Source organism: Cytobacillus stercorigallinarum (genome assembly GCF_014836495.1).
In the GTDB taxonomy this organism is placed as follows: Bacteria; Bacillota; Bacilli; order Bacillales; family Cytobacillaceae; genus Cytobacillus; species Cytobacillus stercorigallinarum.
Genome location: NZ_JACSQT010000006.1, coordinates 118504 through 138534, shown reverse-complemented (window position 1 = coordinate 138534; position 20031 = coordinate 118504). Strand labels below are relative to the sequence as shown.

Below are 20031 nucleotides of genomic sequence, written 5' to 3'. Positions count from 1 at the left end.
CTATTTTTTCGTTTTTTCTACACTTGTATTTAGTTTGATTTCTATTCTTTTGCCTACATACCAAAGAATAGCAATGATGAGGATAACAATGGCCGTTCTCGTCGGCTTTGTAATCAGTGATGCAATATCATGCCCAACAAAACTCACTGTAAAAATCATCACCATTTTTCCTGCTATGACTGCCAATGCATATTGCGCAATACTTATTCTCGATAAACCAGCCACAATGTTTACAATCGCCGATGGTGTAAACGGGAAGCATAGTAATAAGAATAAAGGGGCAAAACCATGCTTTTCTACCCATGCCATTAATTTTTTTACTTTATCATGGTTTTTAATTACACTTAAGAATCGCGCTTGACCATATTTTCTAATGATGAAAAAAACGAGTAAAGCACCTGCAACTGAGCCAATCCAAGAATATAAAAATCCGCCCCATAATCCGAACGCATTCGCATTAGCCATCACGAATAAAAAAAGCGGGAGAAAAGGTAAAAATGCCTCTATTAAAGGTAGTAAAATCCCTGGAAGAGGACCAAATGAACGATATTCTTCAATTAGAGCTAATATATTTTCTAGTGTAAGCCACTGTCTGATACTCTCTAAATCCATCCATACTCTCCTTCTCTCGCTCGAAAAAACATAGATATTTCTTTTTTAGTTAGTTAAAAATTGCTGTAACTCTTGTTTGTTTGCTTCTAGATCAACTTGTAAAACAGCCATTCCGCTAATTCTAACATTTTGGTAAGTGCCGTCTGCTGGAATTCTTAATGATTCTACTTGTGGACTACCATTCATTAATACATCTTTACCCATATATAAGATGTCACTTGTTTTCATATTTGTGTTGACGTAAGGTGTAACAACTCCTACTAGTTTAGGTAGTTTAGCTATCGTATTTAAACTGGTAAATTGATTCACTACTGCTTTAATCGCGTTTTGTTGTCTTTCAACACGTCCGAAATCACCAACTGCATCATTTCTGAATCTAACATATCCTAAAAGATGCTCGCCATCCAATTTCTGTAACCCCGGCTTTAATGTTACCCCGATTTTTTGAGACATCTCTTTCTCTACATTGATTTCAACACCGTTTGGAAAAGCCACATCAATCACCTTTTCAAACCCCTCAAAATCCAGAATCGCATAATATTGTGAGTCGATATTAAAGTTCTCTTTAATCGTTTGCCTTAATAATTCTGGTCCGCCATAAGCAAGTGCAGCATTAATACGATTTTGACCATGTCCTGGAATATCGACATACATATCGCGCATAAAAGAGATCATTTTATAAGTGCCTGAATCCGGTTGATAATGTGCAACCATAATTGTATCTGCACGTGCATTTTCTTCTCCTCTTGAGTCACTACCTAAGAGTAATATATTCGTTCCACCGTATTGATCTTTTTCGCCATTAAATTCGTACACTTGCTCCGGTACACTTGAATCATTATCTGCTTTAGAAGTTTGTAGACCTTGTTTAAATTGGTAGTAAGAATATCCTACTACTGCAACAACAACAAGCAAAAATATGATAAATAAATTTCTTATTATTTTGCCAAATTTCCTTTTCTTCTTTCCTTGATGTTTTTCAGATCTCATTTTAAATGTATCCTTTCATCCTATTATCTTTTCTTTCTATTTGTAAATTATATCAGATTATACCGATACTGTTACTTTTGGAATAAACAGAACAGTAACTCTTTTAAAAGATATACTAGAATTATACACGTTGCAGCCTTTTTTCTAAATCATTTCTTTATTATCTTTACATCTTTTTAAAGATATTTCTGTCCCTTTATATATGACTGATATAGCATGAAAAAAGTTTCACTTATGAAATATTACCAAATACCCCGAAAGTGATCACACTTTCGGGGTAATTATCTTTATATATATTGATTAAACCAATTTTTTATATAATGAAGTCTCTTCATTCTTAAATTTGGGTGACCACTTCTAGAGAGTTCATGATTAGCTTGTGGAAAACGAATAAACTTCGCTTGTTTGTTATGATGCTTTAATGCAATGTAAAATTGCTCTGCCTGTTCAATCGGACATCTTAAATCATTTTCACTATGTAAAATTAATAGTGGGGTTTCTACTTGTTCTACAAATGCTAATGGTGAATGCTTCCATAATTTGTTGATATCATTTAACTGCCCCTTTATTTGCCAGTCAGTGAAATAATAACCGATATCACTTACACCATAAAAGCTAATCCAGTTAGATATGGAGCGCTGAGTAACAGCTGCCTTAAAACGGTTTGTATGGCCGACAATCCAATTTGTCATAAAGCCACCGTAGCTACCGCCTGTTACCCCTAACCTCTCATGGTCAATTTTCTCATCATATTCGAGAACGTAATCGACAGCAGTCATGATATCTTCATAATCTTTACCGCCATAATCTCCTCTTACAGCATCTACAAAAGCTTGTCCATAGCCATGACTGCCTCGTGGATTTGTATATAACACCGCATATCCCTCTGCGGCCAACACTTGAAACTCATGGACATATGTATTGGCATACATCGCATGTGGGCCCCCATGAATCTCTACAATGAGAGGATATTTTTCGCTTGTCTCATGATTGATCGGCTTTATTAACCAACCTTGTAATTCCCATCCATCTATAGAATGATATTGAAGGACCTCTGCATCAGCAACAGCCGTCTCCTCAAAGAAAGCTTGATTAATATTTGTCAGCCTTGTTTTTTCTCCACTAGTCACGCTCAACAAATATAAATCTCCCGGATTAGTAGGTGTACTAATCGCTACTACCGCCTTATCTATCGTTCCCCCTGTAGAAACACCATAGATATGATGCCTTTCTTCTAATAATGCCGGATACATCGCTCCCTCAACTGTGCCAAAATACAGTACTGTATTGCCATGGTCAGATGCTAGAAAATAAAAGCTCAAGCTATCCTCAGCCCATAAAATATGTGAAGTATTTGCCGACTGATGGAAATCAGCAACAACATAATCACCGACTTGAACATCCCATTCTTCTGTTAAACAAGTCAATTCCCGCGTGGATACATCTAATGTCCATATCCTGGACAAAGAAGCATTCTTATAGGTCAACTTCGACCCGATTAACCCTAACCATTTGCCATCAGGTGACCATGAAACATGAGAGAAGCTAGCCACACCTTTTGTCATATTCTCCATCTGCTTACTTTCAACATCTAATATGTATACATCATTTTTGAATGAATGATCTTTATCTGTTGCCAAATCGGCTAATAATGCAATTGATCGATTGTCTGGAGACCAGCATTGAAGATAATAATCCTGCTCCCCTGTTGTAAGCCATTCACGCTCTCCTGAAGCAATATCAATCACTCCAATATGTTGATAATCAAAAGACCATAACCCTTTGCTGTCTGACTTATATTTCATCCTTTCTACTTCAACCGGCTGTGGTTTATCCGTGTCTTTTTCTGTAAGGTTCGCTTGCTTGACAGTTGATTGAAAGGCAATTTTTTTACCATCCGGTGACCATATAGGATTGGTCGCCCCATTCGGTTCATTTGTTAGTTGTTTTGCTTCGCCTCCGTTCATTGATAATATAAATATTTGATTTACCTCATTATTACGATTAGAAACAAATGCGATTTGTGACCCATCTGGTGACCATCTTGGTGTCAAATTTCTCCCTTTTCCGTATGTTAACTGTTGCGGTTCTTCAAGTTGATTTGTATTAATGTAAAACAAATGAGAGCGATATGTATTTTCTTCTTCACACATGGTCGTTTCTATATAAACACAATCATAGCCATTCTTACTTAATTGTGGATCAGTTACCGACTTTAGTTGATATTGATCCTCCGGCTTGATTCGTTTCTTTGCATTCATCCTCTTCACTCCTCTATAGGTTCTTCTCACTTTTATTCGTGACGTAAGTCATATTCCCCTTTATTTATCCACTTCTATTGTGCGCAATTGGCACCTCTCTTTCAAGTTAAAAACGAAATAACAATTAATGGATACTGTTGCATGAATATTTTAATGAGAGTAGAATATAATAAGAACAAACGTTCTATATTTAAAAAAGGAGAAGGTTTACGATGACAAGAATTCCTGAGCGAGACCGGAATATTATGGAACAAGCGATTTATTTGCCAATGGTGCTTACGATACTTAATAGGGATTTAAAAGTGATTGATGCCAGTCCGTTTAAGTTAAAGCAACCTTATGTGAATTTAGTTGATGAAACTATGAGGGTAATCCAGAAGGAATTAAAAAGCGTGAAGCACTATATGAATAAAGAAAAATTGAGTGTGCAAGAAATTAAGCGCGATGAAGCATTTACAATGTTCATGTTTCTTTATAAAGGATATGAAGAGCAGCATAATTATTTTAACCCTCGTATACGAAATAAAGTCCATGAATTACTGGAGTTTTATTTATTCAAACGTTATACTTCATCGCAAATTAGCAAATAATATCCATTCATAATCTGCGAAGGAAGTGAATATTTTCTGAAACCTTCTCTGCTTTTTTCCTTTTTAGAAAATAAAGCGATTTCCGTTCCGTTTCTTCAATTCTGCTCGATAACGTATCTTTTAACAGAATGGTTCTTAAAATCTGATTTTGAAATATGTTATGTGAAACAGGGATAATATGCGTTTGCCTATTTCTAAAAATCACTTCTGTTTGTCCTCCCTCATGCGGACCATAATGGAGTACATGCTCATTAGATATCCAAATACAATTGGGGTTTGTTGCAGAAGCTGTGGGGAAAAAATAAATCAGGTTAGTGGGATCAATCGTAATAGGTGCTTTATGTGTAATACCCGTCAGTTGTCTTGTCCCCTCTTTTCTCCCTTCGTAGCTAGCACCAAAGAAACGACAACTTTTCTTAATAATTTCAAGCGGTTTAAAAGGCGAAACCGCTTCACCTTCGATTTCATAAATATACGAATAAATCTTACTACCATATTCAATTGGCATAATCATCATTGTTTCTGTATTAATTTCATACTCTTCAATCATTGTTTCCTTGTCGGCCATAAACGGTACACCCCTTCTTTTTTCGGAAAATAAACTAAATATTTATAAAATTAGCTCTATTTTACCAGAAAGAGATGATGATAACCAGTCTTTTTTCCTATTAAAATGACAATTTATTTGAAAATAAAACAAATGACGTTTACATATATTTTAAAAATTCAAAAAATAAGTTGAATAAATACAATTCTTTACATATACTAATAAAAAGCCATTGGGGTGATTTTTATGAAAGAAAAATCATACGCCGAATTAATGAAAGCAAGCGCCATGAAACGCAAAAGAATGAAAGAAGCATTTGTTTTAGACTTATATGTCGACATGGTCATTAGCGACGCTATCCTAACCAGGAAATTGCAAACCATAAAAGCAAAATTAGATGAAGCATTAGACTGCAAAAATAAAAAAATGTTCATTACACTATCAAATGAATATATTCAACTGCAAAAAGAATATGGCTCATAACTTATCATCCTCCACGACCAATGGAGGATTTTTTTATTAAAAAAAATTATACTAAGAGTCAAGGTAAGCGATTAAAAGCAAATAAATATGCACACAACGCGTCGCAAATTGCAACAAGTTGTGTGCATAGGGTACCCCATTTTTATCTATTCATCATCGCGATGTTTTATTTGATATTCTTCTAAGTCAATGATTCGATCCAGCATTGTCGGATGCCCATAGCGAAATACCTTCACAAGCAATGGTGGATTCACTTGACTAAGGCCAGCTCGGGTAAGCTCTTGAAAAGTTTCAATCCCCGCTTCTGGATCTTTTGTTAATTCAACCGCATAATGGTCCGCTCTTGTTTCTTGATAACGTGAAACCAAATTGGACAATGGACTTGAAATGAACAGAAGCATGGAAATAATCATCAGAAATAATGGTAAGGAACGGATATCATTTACTGCTGGAATCTTCAAAGCATCTCCATACTTCGTTACCGCCAACTCCATTATGCGATAAGTTAAATACAATCCAACTAAGGATAATAATAAATATCCACCTATGCCAATATAAATATGCTTCTCAACATAGTGCGCCATTTCATGTGCCATAATAAATAAAATACCGTCATCATCTAATCTATTTAAAGTTGTGTCCCAGAGAACAATCCGGGAATTTGATCCAATACCAGTCACATAAGCGTTCAAAGCATTAGTTTTCTCCGCCATATCGACTTCAAACACATGGTCAGCCGGGATGTTTGCTTCATGAGCAAGCGTCAATATTTTACTCTCTAATTCCTTATTTTTTAAAGGATAAAAATCATTATATAACGGATCAATGACCACTGGTTGAAGGAACATTAAAAACAAAGAAAAGGGAACGGTTAACATCCAAGCATATAGCCACCACCGCTTCCTGCTTTTATTAATAAGCAGATATAATACATAAACGATTAGCACCATCATGCCAAAGTTCACCCAAAAATCAATAAGTTCATCTTTCATCCAGCTAGCAAAGCTTTGCGTAGAAATATTGTACTGCTTCGAAAAATGATAACTAATATAGCTGAGTGGTGTCGTAGCGATAAAAGCGAATAGTGATAACCAAGCAACATAAATCGACGTTTGCACAAATTTGTATTTAGAAGATTGCTCGGCCCATTTTTTAAAGGCTCCAGATAACCCCAATAAAAGAATTGATAAATAAAATATCCATTCAAATGGTGTAGACAAGAAAAATAAAAGATTACGTATTTTTGAATATTCCTCAGTTAATACAAGTTCTCTACCATTTAAAAAAGTGGCAGGATCAGCAACTGTCCCTTGATATTCGAACGGTAAATCTGTATTTGCAAAATGGAATAAATACCAATAAAAGAATAAACCATATAAAAAGTAGCCAAGAATGCCATAAAGACCAATTTTTCTTGTCAATTTGTTCCCTCCTTTAATCTCAATGGAAAAAGTACAACCCTTCATACTTAGTTTAGTATACTTTTCCATATTTAGAACTGCAAAAAGGAGGAAAGAAAGAACTAACTGATGAATAAGGAATAACCTGACAAAACAATAATCGCACTAAGGACAACAAAGACTACATTCGCGCCAATATAAGCAACGATAAACGCAATTGCCGCACCAAGTAAGCCGTACCAGATGCTTTCTCCAATAAGCAAAATCCCAGGGAAAATAAGGGCACCAAGTGTCGCATAAGGAACATTTTTTAAAACTGATTGCACAAAGACAGGCAGCTCTTTTCCTTTAAAAAGTAAAAATGGCGCAACCCTTGGAAGATATGTAACTAGACCCATGCCAATAATTAACCAAAGTACTTCATTGCTCATTTTGTCTATTCCCCCTCTTTATTCCTTCTATAACCTCAATAAGAACGGAAGACATTAAAGTTGCTATAACAATTGACCAGCCTGTTGAGAGTGCACCTGTAAAGGTAAAGATAGTGTTTAAAGCGGCAGCAACAGCAGCAAGATAAACAACTTTAAGACTCCCTTTCATCGAAGGAACAAGTAGACCAATAAACATCGCATAAAGCGCAACTGCCATACTTTCTTGTAACACGTGTGGCAAGCTTGCACCAACGACGAAGCCAAGAGCGGTAAAGGTAACCCAGCTCATATAACCAATGATATTCACACCTAAGATAAAGCCAGTTTTTTGAACGCCGTCTTTTGTGGCGATAACCGAAAAAGATTCATCTGTAATGCCGAATGAATAAAGTGCCTTTTTTATTAAGCTGTCATCTTCTGCTTTTTCATTAAGCGCTGTACTCATCAGAAAATGGCGAATATTAACAATAAAAGTTGTAAAAATAATTTCGAAAATACTCGTTCCTAAACTAATTAAGCTAAGTGCCATATATTGTGATGCACCTGCAAAAACCACCATACTCATAAGGACAGTCTCTATAAAAGTTAACCCTGTCGTCTTTGCTAATAAGCCAAAAGTAAGTGCAACGGGTGCATAACCAATCGCAATACTTACACCAGCCTGCAGCCCTTTTCGAAATGGTACTTCTCTTGATTGTAACAATAGCTCCGCCAATATTTCTCCCTACCCTTCATCCCAAAAAATAGTATAATATTGAATAAATAATCTGATTAGTTAGTTGTACAATATATTATACATTCGTACGTTATATTAAACAATTGTTTTTGGAGGAATTATGGATAATATTCAAAAAAATATCGGCGTTAACTTAAAAAATCTACGTAAAGCAAGAGGTTTAAGTCTAGATACTACTGCAAACTTAACTCATGTAAGTAAAGCCATGCTCGGGCAAATAGAACGAGGAGAATCCAACCCTACAGTCACAACACTATGGAAAATTGCCACAGGATTACAAGTTTCCTTCTCATCTTTAATTCAGGAACAGCAGTCTCCTATTCATGTGGTCAATCGCCATGATATCAGTCCCATTATGGAGTATAGTGGGAAATATCGCGTATACCCGGTCTTCCCATTTGACCCACGAAAAAAGTTTGAAATTTTCACTGTCGAGATCGAGACAGGTTATGAACATCTATCAGAAAAACATAATGAAGGGGTGGAAGAGTATGTAACGGTGATTACTGGTACACTGCAACTTGAAATTAATGACCAACAATACACCATTCAACCTGGTAATTCCATCCGCTTCTCCGCCAACAAGGCTCATACATATCGCAATATTGGCGAAGATATGATTATTTATCAAACAGTTTTGTATTACCCTTAATTTTTAGGGTTGCAATCCTGTTTCTTTTTTTGTAGAATCGTTTCATAGCTAATGATTCTGAAAATAAAGGGGTTGATCCTATTCATCAATTAGACGAAGATGGCTATTTGCACACTGAAGAGTCAACAATCATTCAAAAGATAAGTAAAAAAACAACGATAGAGCCGAATGCAATCGCCGTAGTCACTAGCCTCTATCGCATTGGCCAAGGCATTAAAAATAAGCTAGAGCAAGAAGTGTTAGCCAAGCATAAAATTTCTTGGACATCCTTTTCGATTCTATATGATTTATGGATATATGGAAAAATGGAAACAAAAGAGCTTGCCCTTTCTGCAGGTGTATCAAAAGCAACAATCAGTAATATTATGCGCACATTAGAAAATAAGTCATTATGCAGAAGGGAAACCGACCCAAGAGACCGAAGAAACACCTTTGTTGTGATTACACCTAAGGGTAAAGAGGTCATTGAAGAGTTATACCCCGAATTTCATGAGGGAGAAATCGCCATTGTTAAAGGTTTAAAAACGGACGATCAAAAGCAATTAGCAGCAACTCTTTACAAGCTTATTAAAGACAATAAATTTTAATAAAGAAAATGTGATGATAGAAGTCTTAGTAGCAACCTCCTCCCTATCACAGAGAGCTGACGAATAGCTGAGAGTCGGTATATAGGATGAAGCGAAGTACAACTTCTTGAACTTTCATTGCTGCTTGCAATGGACGGCTACGTTCGTTAACTGTTGAGGTGGAGAAGTATTTTACTTCTCAATTAGGGTGGTAACGCGTGTAATCCACGTCCCTTTTTATGAGGGATGTGGTTTTTTTATTATTTTTTAAGGATGTGAATAATCGTGAAAGAAAAATTATCAAGCAAGCAATTAAACGAAGTACAAAGACAATTAAAGTTATACAAACAAGGTGTACAAGAAATTATACCTACCGAAGAATTAGAAGAGAAGTTAGCAAAGTCGATTTTATTAAATAAACCGTTAAAGATTAAACTTGGCTTAGACCCTTCAGCTCCTGACGTTCATTTAGGTCATACGGTTGTATTAAAAAAGTTAAAGCAATTTCAAGACAATGGTCATACGATTCAATTATTAATTGGGGATTTTACTGGTAAGATTGGTGATCCGACAGGTAAGGCCATCGCCAGAAAACCGTTAACCGATGAAGAAGTGAAGCATAACGCCCAAACTTACTTTGAGCAATTCGGTAAAGTACTCGATATGGAAAAAGTCGAATTACATTATAATTCAACATGGCTCTCTCAGCTCAAGTTTGATGATGTCATTCAATTAGCAGGGAAAATTACCATTGCCCGTTTAATGGAACGTGATGATTTTGAAGAAAGAATCGCTTACGGGAAACCGATTTCCTTACATGAATTCTTCTACCCAGTTATGCAAGGCTACGATTCTGTTGTGCTTGAATGCGATATTGAATTAGGAGGTACTGATCAACACTTTAATGTCCTAATGGGTAGACATTTTCAAGAGAAATTTGGGAAACCGAAGCAAATTGCGCTACTGATGCCGCTACTTGAAGGTTTAGATGGTGTGGAGAAAATGTCAAAGTCCAAGAATAATTATATCGGCATTAATGAACCAGCAAACGAAATGTACGGGAAAGCGATGTCTATTCCGGATGAACTCATGAAGAAGTACTTTACACTTATTACCACTCTCACACCGGAAGAAATAACTGAGATAGAAGAAGGGCTAGATAAGAAAACCCTTCATCCGCGAGATGTAAAAATGCAATTGGCAAAGCGAATTGTCCAAATGTACCATGATGAAGAGGCAGCTGAAAAAGCAGAACAACAATTTATTACGATTTTTCAAAAAGGAGCATTACCAGAAGATCTGCCGACAATGACATGGTCTGGCCCAACTTCTATCACTCTTGTGCAATTGTTAGTGGATACAGGCTTACTTTCTTCAAAATCTGAGGCTAAAAGAATGATTGTTGGTGGCGCAATTAGAATAGAAGGTGAAAAAATTACCGCTGATATGGAAACAATTGCGATTAAGCATAATATGATTGTTTCAGTAGGTAAAAGAAAATTCATGAAATTATTGTTAAAGAATTAGGTTGTGAGATGATTTGCCATAGTCACCTTTAATCAGGTGGCTATTTTTATCGTTCACTCTTCTTCTATCAACTGTTTTTCCAAAATGGGGCTAGCTGTCTCGCCCACTCCCTCTTATCATATTTCCGCCACATATCCGCTGTTTGCAGCATCGGATCCCCAGAATAAAAGCGCTCGTATAATTCATGACGAGAACCAAAAGGTGAGCCTATTAAATCCCAAGCTAATTTAAATAGCTTCGTCCGTTCTTCTGCAGTAGCATTCTTCCCTTTATAATATTTTTGTGTCAACTGACTGATTTCACCCGATAGATCCGCCATGGACGAAGGTAATTGTATCAATCCGCCAGCACCTATTAATTGTATGATTTCAACTGCATTTGGGTAATATTTTGTACCAAGTACTCTCGCCGTTTGAATATAATTAAAATCAGGAATATAAATGTCTTTCTCTAACTTTCCATTTTGTTCAGCAGCAATGATTAACCCTTCAATTGTGCGCATTTGGATAATAAGTTCCCCTAGCTTTTCTTGTACATGTAAATAGCCATCTGCTCCGATCACATGGGCCATGGCATTTGCCACTGCTGCCATAAAAGATAACTTCGTTTGCAGGCGAACAATGGCTTGATGATACGCTAAGCTATTAGAAATAGAATCAACTTTTATTTGTGCTAAAGCACTAGGGTTATCATGCAGTAAAACTCTCTCCCACGGCACAAAGACATCATCAAAAATCAGTACAGCATCCATTTCATCGTATTGTGCACTAAGGAAATGTTCAACTTGCGACGCTTCTGCAAAAGACTCACGACAAACCATATGCAAACCCTTAGCATTTGCGGGCACAATCAGCATATGGGCTAAATCTTTCTTCGCTTCATCTAAAGGTGCTAAGGGATAAACAATAATATCATGGGCATAAGGTGCGGAAGTGCCAATCATCTTAGCCCCACTAATATATACGCCTTCTTTTGTCTTCTTTGTAATTCTCAATAAACCTAACTTATCCGTATTTAAATGCTCATTAGCACTTCGGTTGATTTGCGGATCTCTTTGAACAATGGCAATGAAACGATTTTCTCTTTTGGCAGTATGATAATAAGCCTCTATTTTTCCTGGGAAATGCGGATCTAATTCACGATATACGCCTCTATTTGCATACCAGCCGGTCACTCGCGAACGGGCATAATCGGAAAGTCGACTCATCATGCCGTTCGTATCTTTCGCCCATGCCTCAAAAGCCGTGCGCCTTTGCTGTAATTCAGTGACATCTCTCGGTAAATAAAAAGCCTTATGCACCCATTGCTGAAAATCATCATCAAAATATCCGATTAATTGCTGTAACTTTGGGTTCGTTAATTGTGAAAACAATGATTCAATCGTCGTCAACGTACCTCTAAAATTTACATCTTCGGTAATATCAATTCTGTTACCATTCAACCAAACATTTCTGCCATCCTTCAAACTTTCAATAAACAAGCTTATCCTCTCCCTTCAGCAGGATAAGTCTGGTTATGCGTTAATGGCGGTGAATAAACATGAAAACTAATGACCTCAAATGGCGTAGGATTAAACATGAGATGAATGGTGTCCCCCTCTACATGAAAAAACTCCTCTGCCTGATATGACTCGATTTTATTAACCGATAAATCTTTATTATAAATGAGATTCAGCAAGCTTCCCTGAACAATATGCACTTCTCCTTTTGAAAAACCATGATCATGGACAAGCGTTTTAGCAAATGGCGGAAGATACACGACAATGACCTCAACCTCCTGATTGCGATAAATGACGTTTCTTCCATACTCTAACCTCCCTTGTGGTTGTTTAATATAAGGCTCCAACTCTTTTGAACGAATATTTAATGAACGAATCGCCTTATCGAAAGGCACTTCTTTTTCTTGTAAAGCTTGGCGAATCTTTTCTTGAAATGTCACGGTGTCAATCGCTCCTTTGTATGCAATCTATGAATAGTTGATCGATTTTATCAACTTTCTAAAATACAATATGACAGGCTTGTACTTTCGTGAGTAAAATGCAAGAAAATGAGTAGAAGCCTAGGTTATATTTCTATAGAAGCACTAATAACCTTTTATAAGATGTTTGACAGGAGGCTGTACTTTGAAAATATCGAGTAAAGGGGAATATGCGCTGCGCTCATTAATTGTTCTTGGGAAAAATGAAGGAGATCTTATAACCATCAAAGACATTTCAGCAAAAACATTAGTACCTATTCAATATTTAGAACAAATTCTGCTTCTTTTAAAAAGCCATGGTTATGTAAAAAGTAAACGAGGTGTCTATGGGGGCTATATGTTAAAGAAAGAAAGTCATGAGATTAATATAGGAGAAGTCATTCGTCAGCTAGAAGGCCCTCTTGCACCAATGAGTTGTGTCAGTATCACTGCTTATGAATACTGTCCATTAGAAGATCAAGGGTGCGTCCTTCAGCCATTATGGGCACTTCTGCGTGAAGAAATTGCCTTCATCTTAGATCAAGTGTCATTACAAGATTTGATCAACCGCAACATTCCTTCACCAAGGCTAAATCATTAAATAAAAGCCACCGTGGTATCGGATTGATTAACATTCTATTGAAGAAACATAAAAACCAACAAAAAAGAGTCCACTAACGGACTCTTTCTCACACTAGAATCTTCATTTATGCAAGGATTGCACGGTCACTGTTCATTTTTTCACCACGAATTTGTTGAAACTCATGTAATAATTTCTCAACTGTAAGCTGCGATTTTTGCTTCTCATCCGCAGAGAAAATAATCTGTCCTTTATCCATCATAATTAACCGATTGCCTAGGTCAATCGCTTGCTGCATATTATGAGTTACCATTAATGTCGTTAATTGATATTTAGCAACAATTTCTTTCGTTAAATTCGTAATTAATTCTGCCCGGGATGGATCTAAAGCGGCCGTATGCTCATCCAATAAAAGGATTTTAGGTTCTGTGAAGGTTGCCATTAAAAGAGACAATGCCTGCCTCTCACCACCTGATAACAAACCCACTTTTGCTTGCAGCCTGTTTTCCAAACCTAAATGAAGCATCTCTAGTTTTTCTTGAAAAAACGCTTTTCTTTTTTTCGAAACGCCTATATGCAAGCTGCGTGATCTCGTTCTTGTGTAGGCAATAGCTAAGTTCTCTTCGATTGTCATCGCCGGTGCAGTCCCTGCCATGGGGTCTTGGAATACACGCCCTATTAGACGTGCCCGTTTATTTTCCTTTACATTCGATACATTTTTTCCATCAATAATTACTCGACCGATATCCGGTATTAACTTCCCTGATATAATGTTCATTAAAGTCGATTTTCCTGCCCCATTACTACCAATGACCGTCATAAAATCGCCTTGATGAAGATCGAGATTCATCTGTGTTAGCGCAATCTTCTCATCTGGTGTGCCTTCATTGAAGATTTTATGAATCTGATTTAATTCAAGCATGTCGTCACCCCTCTCTTCTACTTATTCCATTCCTGCTTGAAGCATTCGCTTTTTCTTTCGTTGTCTCTCTTTTTGCTTCTCAAGAATCTTCGGTAGTACAAGCGCGAAGACGACAATCAATGCCGTAATCAATTTCATATCTCCCGTTTCTAAGAACTCCACGCGTAGCGCTAATGTAACTATAATACGATACAGAATCGCCCCACCGATAACAGCTAACGTTGCTCGAAAAATTGTTTTTGCGCCAAAAATCGCTTCACCGATAATAACAGAGGCTAGTCCGATAACAATCATCCCAATACCCATGCCAACATCACTGAAACCATTGTATTGTGCCACTAACCCACCTGATAAAGCTACCAAACCGTTCGATAAACCTAGACCTAATATTTTCAATGTATCTGTATTCGCTGAAAAGCTACGAATCATTGTTTCATTATTACCTGTTGCTCGAATGGCCAGACCAATATCTGTTTTCAAGAACCAATCAATAATGACTTTGACAAAAAGAGCCAATATGAGCATAAGAATTAAGATTGCCCATGTTTTTGGCACAAAGCCAATGAAAGATAAAGCACTATCTAAACCTAATCCTTGCCAAAAATCAGTTAGTTTTGTAATGACGGTTTCCTCTGATAATAGCGGGATATTCGACTTACCCATAATGCGTAGATTAATAGAGTACAAAGCAATCATCATGATAATCCCTGATAATAAAGGATTGATCTTTCCTTTTGTATGAAGTAACCCTGTCACGCTGCCAGCTAGGAAACCGGCAACGAAAGCTAAAATAGTTGCTAAGAATGGATTCGTTCCACCTACAATTAAAACGGCAGCAACTGCTCCACCAGTCACAAAACTACCATCAACAGTTAAATCAGGAAAATCTAATACTCTAAAAGATAAATATACACCTAACGCCATTAATGCATAAATTGCACCTGCTTCAATGGAGCCAAATATTGCTGAAGGCATTATGCTCTCTCCCTTTCATCTGTCGTGCTGATTAAGATAGCTGTCATTATTCAATAAATTCCGCAGATTCTTCCCATTCAGGATTTAGTTCAACACCCATTGCTTCAGCCGCTTTTTTATTTATAACAAGCTTTAAGTTTTGTGGATATTGTACATCCATTTCGCCTGCTTCTTTCTCACCTTTTAATATTTCTGCTGCCATCACACCTGCTTCATAACCGATATCATTATAATCAAACCCGTATGCAGCAAATCCGCCACGAGCGACAGAATCTAATTCACCAACAAAAAGTGGAATTTTCTTATCTGTTGCCACTTGAACGACTGACTCTAGAGCTGTAACTACTGTATTATCTGTAATGATATAAAGGACATCTGCTTTACCAACTAATGATTCTGTCGCTTGTTTTACTTCAGCTGATGTTGAAACAGTTGCTTCAGCTAATTTCAATCCCGTTCCTTCTATTACTTCTTTCACTGTCTCAATTTGCGATACAGAGTTGGCTTCACCAGAATTATAAACAACACCAATTGTTTCTATATCAAAATATTTGTCTATGAATTCTACTGTGTTCGGTATAGCGTCCGGGTGATTATCTAATGTGCCTGTAATATTTCCGCCAGGTGCTTCCATGGAATCAACAAGTCCACCCCCAACCGCATCTGTTACTGAAGTAAACACAATTGGGATATCCTTTGTTGCATTTAATGCACCTAGTGCACTTGGTGTAGAGTTGGCAAAGATTAAGTCCACCTGATCACTTACAAAGTTGTTCGCAATCGATTGATTATTATTTTGATCCCCTTGGGCAATTTGTGTATCAAATTCTACTTCTAATCCCTCATCCTTCAATGCTTGTTGAAAGCCAACAGATGCTGCATCTAAACTTGGATGTTCAGCGATTTGCGTAATACCGACTTGATAGCTTTTCTCACCGCTTTCTCCACTTGCTTCATTCGTTGTTTCTTCAGAGTTTCCGCACCCTGCCAATATCAATGCACTTAATAATCCAGCTGTCGATAATGATTTCCACATTTTTTTCTTTTTCACTATTCATTCATCCCCTTTACTTTATCGCTTTTATGCTTTTGTGCTTTGGTTCATTAAATTATATACATATAATACTAAGGAGACAAGAACTTTTTATTATTTTCCAAAAATTTATGTTATCTGACACTAAAAAATAGAATGTATTCCATGAAATTGGAACTAATACTAAACATAATTAATTATTTAAAATTTTCAATTAATTGAGGATATTCCACTTCCATTATTAGTTAAAATGGATCGGCTTATGGATATCCTTTTCCCCACCATACAATTCTACATAAATAGCATTGAATCCTGCAGTTGTGTTCGCTTTTAAGCGAATTTGTACTTTTTCTGTAGTAATCATCTACAGTTAATAACGGCTTGGAATCAAAGACTCTACTTAGGAATCTTGTTGGATAGTAGCTTGTCCTATATTAGACGCCGTAACCGTTGTATATGAATTCATAGTACTAATCCAACATCGCTAGTCAATACTTAAGGCACACCTGGGTTTTCGCTATGTGGTAACCTTCTTGTACACTCGTTGTATCAAATGAAAGGATGCCTCGATACGTGCCTTTATACATCCACTTGTCAACCACTTTTATTGTTACTCCCCCCACCCCATCAGCAACGAGCTCCCTACAAAAACTTTTGAATAGTTACCTTCAGCATAAGACCCTATTTTCAGTAGTCTTATATTTTTCAACCTTGTAAGTTTAACCGACAGGCACTGATTTTTTCTGTTTCATTTGGTTAAAAATCGCTCTCCACTCTGTTTTGTTCGAAGTGATTCCAATTACCGGTATTCTTCGCTGCTTTATACTCTAAACCCGTACCAACAAAACACTTCTGGATCAGTTGCTTCTAAAATAGCATCCCTTCCCCAGCTGATAACCCTATAGACTTTGTTATATCGCAAAATATTGGCGCAAATCTTTCCTGCAAAGATACTAGGCCCGCCATCTCTCTTCAAACCAATTCCAATAATTATTGTTATTAGCAGAAGCACTTTTATTAGGATAAAACGAGAAAACCCCCTTATGAAAGCGCATTCATTTTTGACATGTCGCAAATTGACTAACAGCTTGCGTGCAGTCATGCAACATCACCATTAACGGAACTTAATCACTCCCTTCATAAGATGATGGCACATATAAGGTATAGTTCTCCTGCCGTATGAGCCACTAACACTATGACCATCTGCTAGCACTGATTCTTTTGGTACAGGGTCAAATACCTTACATACTCATAATAAACTAATTGCCAATAAATTGCATAATTTTTTCATGTTTTTTTCCCTCCTTAAATCTACTCATTCTATTTTAATTTCTAGAAACTACGAAAGAGTTACAAATAAATGTCCAGTAGCTGTATTTTTCACTTCGATTTTGGCCATACAGCTTAATTTCTTATGGTTTTATCTCTCTTTAATCAGCAAAAGAAAGTAATATTGTATGGTATGGTGGGGGCCTACTACTTCGGATTATATCTTCTACAATAATAATAAACCTTTTAATTCTCCCCTTTATACAGATGATTGGTGGTTTTATTTTAATGAGAATCGCTTTATCTTATTATACAAAAGAATGAATTACATGATAACCATTATAAAAAAAACTCTAGTTTTTGGGATGTACTAAAAGTTATTATCATTTCTGATTTTGCAATGTCAATAGACAATGTAATAGCTTTAACGAGTGTAACAGAGGGGATTATACCTATTTTTTATGGAATATTAATATCAATACCTATCATTCTGTTTGGAAGCCACTTTTTATTATCACTAGTAGAAAGATACCGATTCATAGTTTATTTAGGTGCTGGTTTTCTAATGTATACAGCCGTCAAAATGTGTATTGAGGATAGAGGGACTTATTATATATTTGGTGACTTCCCCCAATATATTAATACCTTAATTTGTATTATTGGGTCCATTATTGGATTACTAATAGCTATTTGTGTAAAGAAAATTAAAAATATAGATATATATATTTAGGTGCTCTATTTCACAGAAGCCTATTGTTATTAATTATTAATATTATACAAATTAAATGAATATTATATTGTAAAAATTAAAACACAAAAATAAAACATTTTGCTACTACTAAATGTATGTCTTTTCTATAAATATAAAGAGTGTTAGATGGTACACCTTTTTGGACTTTTGTAGCTTTATAATTTCGTACAAGATACAAAAAGCTAACGTTTTGAATAAAGATTGTAAAATGGTAGCTTTTTTCCTTTTTAAAAACTGTTTTCATAAGCTCCTTATGGAAGGTTAACCCACCCAAACCATAAAGCCATATAAACCAAACAATAATAATATTAATCCCGAAATGCGATTAACGAAACTTAAAGAAAAACTTTTCATACGGTTCGTTACTATTCCTGCAATGTTACTTAGCAATAGCCACCATAATGCTGAACCCAAAAATACTCCTAACACTAAAATTAAACTAAGTGTAGTTGTGTAATTATTTGTAATTCCGAGGCCGGAAAAAATGGCAATGAATGATAAAATAGTTACTGGGTTAGTTATAGTTAAAAAAAAGGTAGATGCGTAAGCTGTAAAAGGTTTGTTGCCTTTTGCTTTAGCTGATTTATTAGAAGGTCTTGAAAAGAATATTTTCACTCCCAAGTAACATAAGAAAGTACTACCAATAAGCTGAAGCCAAAACTGCTGCTCAATTAAGAAATTGGTAATAATAGCCAAACCAAAGCCAGCAATTAAACCATATAATGCATCAGCTGTTGCGGCTCCTAAACCAGAGACAAAACCAACGAATCTACCATGCTCAATTGTTCGACGAATACATAAAATTCCAATCGGTCCAACTGGAGCAGCAATACTCACTCCTATAATAAGTCCCTTAATTAACATTTCCCCGAACATTTAATCTTCACCTGTTTTATTAAATTTATCTTTTTGCAGTGGGATACGAAAAGTTTCTTTTGTTGTATCCATTACAATTGCGGTTTTTGTTCTAAGTACGCCAACAAGACTTTTAATTTCATAACTTATTACTCTGTCTAAATCCTTTGTATTTCGACAACGAATTTTCAATAAATAATCGTCTTCCCCTGCAATATGATGACATTCTTGCACTTCATCTAAATTTGTGACAAGTTGTAGAAAACCTTCCCTGTATTTTGGTCTTTCTAATGAAACTGTTACAAATGCAGTACACTCTGTCCCTACACTTTCACTATTTACCATAGCCCCAAGCTCTTTAATTACCTGATTGCTAAATAAACGATTAACACGATCTGCAATTGCTGGAGCAGATAATCCAATTTGAGAAGATAATTCAGCCCATGTAACCCTACCGTTTGTCATTAGAGCCTCAATTATTTTGTAATCGAAAGAATCCATCCTCATATCCCTTTCTTTATTAAGTTATTAACATTATATTATTTACAAAACAAATGTTCAATTGTTTTTTGAATTATAAAAAAGGGGTATTAGTTAAGAAATCCTATTAGATTATGCTAATAGGATATAAAGTCAATAAACTTTTATAAATGATCAGTCATTGTTTTAAATTGTCAAACTTTATTTGGTGTCTGGCCAACAATCTGGAAACGTTAATTAAGGTGACTATTACATAAAAGAACCTCTTTGCTTTTGAATTTTCTATACGAATGTCATATAGAAATGAGATCAATTCATAAGGGACTAACCATAAAAAAAGACCTATTGTAAATATTAAAACAGACTTCCAATCAGATATATGTAAGTTAGTCTAGAATGGGTATTAAACTAAAAA

Annotated in this window: 22 protein-coding genes and 1 other annotated feature; of the genes, 7 read left to right on the top strand and 15 right to left on the bottom strand. The window is 35.9% G+C overall.

Translation table 11 applies throughout. From position 1 onward, the window contains the following. The 3 genes from H9655_RS13410 to H9655_RS13400 form a co-directional block, all read right to left on the bottom strand. Window positions 1-612, bottom strand: coding sequence for a TVP38/TMEM64 family protein (locus H9655_RS13410; protein ID WP_191814809.1), 612 nt, complete (start codon window positions 610-612; stop codon window positions 1-3). Between the two features lie 45 nt (window positions 613-657). Next, window positions 658-1602 carry an LCP family protein gene (locus H9655_RS13405; RefSeq protein ID WP_191814807.1) on the bottom strand — a complete coding sequence of 315 codons (945 nt, stop codon included), beginning with the start codon at window positions 1600-1602 and terminating at the stop codon, window positions 658-660. 287 nt (window positions 1603-1889) lie between these two features. Next, complete coding sequence (locus tag H9655_RS13400) at window positions 1890-3863, bottom strand: S9 family peptidase (RefSeq protein ID WP_191814805.1); 1974 nt, start codon at window positions 3861-3863, stop codon at window positions 1890-1892. A gap of 212 nt (window positions 3864-4075) precedes the next feature. Here H9655_RS13400 and H9655_RS13395 point away from each other — a divergent pair, with 212 nt between their 5' ends. After that, on the top strand, window positions 4076-4453 hold the full coding sequence (locus H9655_RS13395) for a hypothetical protein (RefSeq protein WP_191814803.1): 378 nt from the start codon (window positions 4076-4078) through the stop codon (window positions 4451-4453). A 7-nt stretch (window positions 4454-4460) separates the two neighbouring features. Here H9655_RS13395 and H9655_RS13390 read toward each other — a convergent pair whose 3' ends face one another. Then, a complete protein-coding gene (locus tag H9655_RS13390) occupies window positions 4461-5021 on the bottom strand; it encodes a competence protein ComK (protein ID WP_191814802.1) in 561 nt (186 codons plus the stop codon). Window positions 5022-5246: 225 nt separating this feature from the next. Between H9655_RS13390 and H9655_RS13385 the strand changes: the two genes are divergently transcribed. Continuing rightward, complete coding sequence (locus H9655_RS13385) at window positions 5247-5483, top strand: IDEAL domain-containing protein (RefSeq protein ID WP_191814800.1); 237 nt, start codon at window positions 5247-5249, stop codon at window positions 5481-5483. A gap of 146 nt (window positions 5484-5629) precedes the next feature. Here the strand turns inward: H9655_RS13385 and H9655_RS13380 are convergent, their stop codons facing one another. The 3 genes from H9655_RS13380 to H9655_RS13370 form a co-directional block, all read right to left on the bottom strand. Continuing rightward, on the bottom strand, window positions 5630-6904 hold the full coding sequence (locus H9655_RS13380) for a M48 family metallopeptidase (RefSeq protein ID WP_191814798.1): 1275 nt from the start codon (window positions 6902-6904) through the stop codon (window positions 5630-5632). A 101-nt stretch (window positions 6905-7005) separates the two neighbouring features. Then, window positions 7006-7314: an AzlD domain-containing protein gene (locus H9655_RS13375; protein WP_191814796.1), complete on the bottom strand. Its 309-nt coding sequence runs from the start codon at window positions 7312-7314 to the stop codon at window positions 7006-7008. After that, the gene (locus H9655_RS13370) at window positions 7304-8029 is read right to left on the bottom strand and encodes an AzlC family ABC transporter permease (RefSeq protein ID WP_191814794.1); all 726 of its coding nucleotides are present in this window, start codon (window positions 8027-8029) and stop codon (window positions 7304-7306) included. The genes H9655_RS13375 and H9655_RS13370 overlap by 11 nt, the downstream gene beginning before the upstream one ends. 121 nt (window positions 8030-8150) lie before the next feature. Between H9655_RS13370 and H9655_RS13365 the strand changes: the two genes are divergently transcribed. The 3 genes from H9655_RS13365 to tyrS all read left to right on the top strand — a co-directional run bounded on the left by H9655_RS13365 (window position 8151) and on the right by tyrS (window position 10795). After that, a complete protein-coding gene (locus tag H9655_RS13365; RefSeq protein WP_191814791.1) occupies window positions 8151-8702 on the top strand; it encodes a helix-turn-helix domain-containing protein in 552 nt (183 codons plus the stop codon). 107 nt (window positions 8703-8809) lie between these two features. Continuing rightward, complete coding sequence (locus tag H9655_RS13360; protein WP_225230634.1) at window positions 8810-9289, top strand: MarR family winged helix-turn-helix transcriptional regulator; 480 nt, start codon at window positions 8810-8812, stop codon at window positions 9287-9289. A gap of 4 nt (window positions 9290-9293) precedes the next feature. Beyond that, window positions 9294-9506: a binding site (T-box leader), on the top strand. Between the two features lie 47 nt (window positions 9507-9553). Beyond that, window positions 9554-10795 (top strand): tyrosine--tRNA ligase, encoded by a 1242-nt coding sequence (tyrS, locus tag H9655_RS13355; RefSeq protein WP_404826098.1) that lies wholly within the window; start codon window positions 9554-9556, stop codon window positions 10793-10795. A gap of 67 nt (window positions 10796-10862) precedes the next feature. On the opposite strand, the gene H9655_RS13350 is transcribed toward tyrS, so the two are convergent. Both H9655_RS13350 and H9655_RS13345 read right to left on the bottom strand, forming a co-directional pair. After that, window positions 10863-12275 carry a 4-hydroxyphenylacetate 3-hydroxylase family protein gene (locus tag H9655_RS13350; RefSeq protein ID WP_225230633.1) on the bottom strand — a complete coding sequence of 471 codons (1413 nt, stop codon included), beginning with the start codon at window positions 12273-12275 and terminating at the stop codon, window positions 10863-10865. Window positions 12276-12277: 2 nt separating this feature from the next. Beyond that, window positions 12278-12733, bottom strand: a complete 456-nt coding sequence (locus tag H9655_RS13345; protein ID WP_191814789.1) for a cysteine dioxygenase — start codon at window positions 12731-12733, stop codon at window positions 12278-12280. Between the two features lie 184 nt (window positions 12734-12917). Here H9655_RS13345 and H9655_RS13340 point away from each other — a divergent pair, with 184 nt between their 5' ends. Continuing rightward, a complete protein-coding gene (locus H9655_RS13340) occupies window positions 12918-13352 on the top strand; it encodes an RrF2 family transcriptional regulator (protein WP_191814787.1) in 435 nt (144 codons plus the stop codon). A gap of 106 nt (window positions 13353-13458) precedes the next feature. On the opposite strand, the gene H9655_RS13335 is transcribed toward H9655_RS13340, so the two are convergent. The 4 genes from H9655_RS13335 to H9655_RS22745 form a co-directional block, all read right to left on the bottom strand. Next, window positions 13459-14253: an ABC transporter ATP-binding protein gene (locus H9655_RS13335; protein ID WP_191814784.1), complete on the bottom strand. Its 795-nt coding sequence runs from the start codon at window positions 14251-14253 to the stop codon at window positions 13459-13461. A gap of 21 nt (window positions 14254-14274) precedes the next feature. After that, the gene (locus H9655_RS13330; protein ID WP_191814782.1) at window positions 14275-15228 is read right to left on the bottom strand and encodes an ABC transporter permease; all 954 of its coding nucleotides are present in this window, start codon (window positions 15226-15228) and stop codon (window positions 14275-14277) included. Between the two features lie 46 nt (window positions 15229-15274). After that, the gene (locus tag H9655_RS13325; RefSeq protein WP_191815038.1) at window positions 15275-16264 is read right to left on the bottom strand and encodes an ABC transporter substrate-binding protein; all 990 of its coding nucleotides are present in this window, start codon (window positions 16262-16264) and stop codon (window positions 15275-15277) included. Between the two features lie 238 nt (window positions 16265-16502). Next, a complete protein-coding gene (locus H9655_RS22745) occupies window positions 16503-16625 on the bottom strand; it encodes a hypothetical protein (protein ID WP_263600755.1) in 123 nt (40 codons plus the stop codon). A 1212-nt stretch (window positions 16626-17837) separates the two neighbouring features. Here H9655_RS22745 and H9655_RS22915 point away from each other — a divergent pair. Continuing rightward, complete coding sequence (locus H9655_RS22915) at window positions 17838-18260, top strand: TerC family protein (RefSeq protein ID WP_191815036.1); 423 nt, start codon at window positions 17838-17840, stop codon at window positions 18258-18260. A 282-nt stretch (window positions 18261-18542) separates the two neighbouring features. Here H9655_RS22915 and H9655_RS13315 read toward each other — a convergent pair whose 3' ends face one another. Then, complete coding sequence (locus tag H9655_RS13315; protein WP_191814780.1) at window positions 18543-19157, bottom strand: LysE family translocator; 615 nt, start codon at window positions 19155-19157, stop codon at window positions 18543-18545. Continuing rightward, the gene (locus H9655_RS13310; protein ID WP_191814778.1) at window positions 19158-19637 is read right to left on the bottom strand and encodes an Lrp/AsnC family transcriptional regulator; all 480 of its coding nucleotides are present in this window, start codon (window positions 19635-19637) and stop codon (window positions 19158-19160) included. Window positions 19638-20031 lie beyond the last annotated feature (394 nt).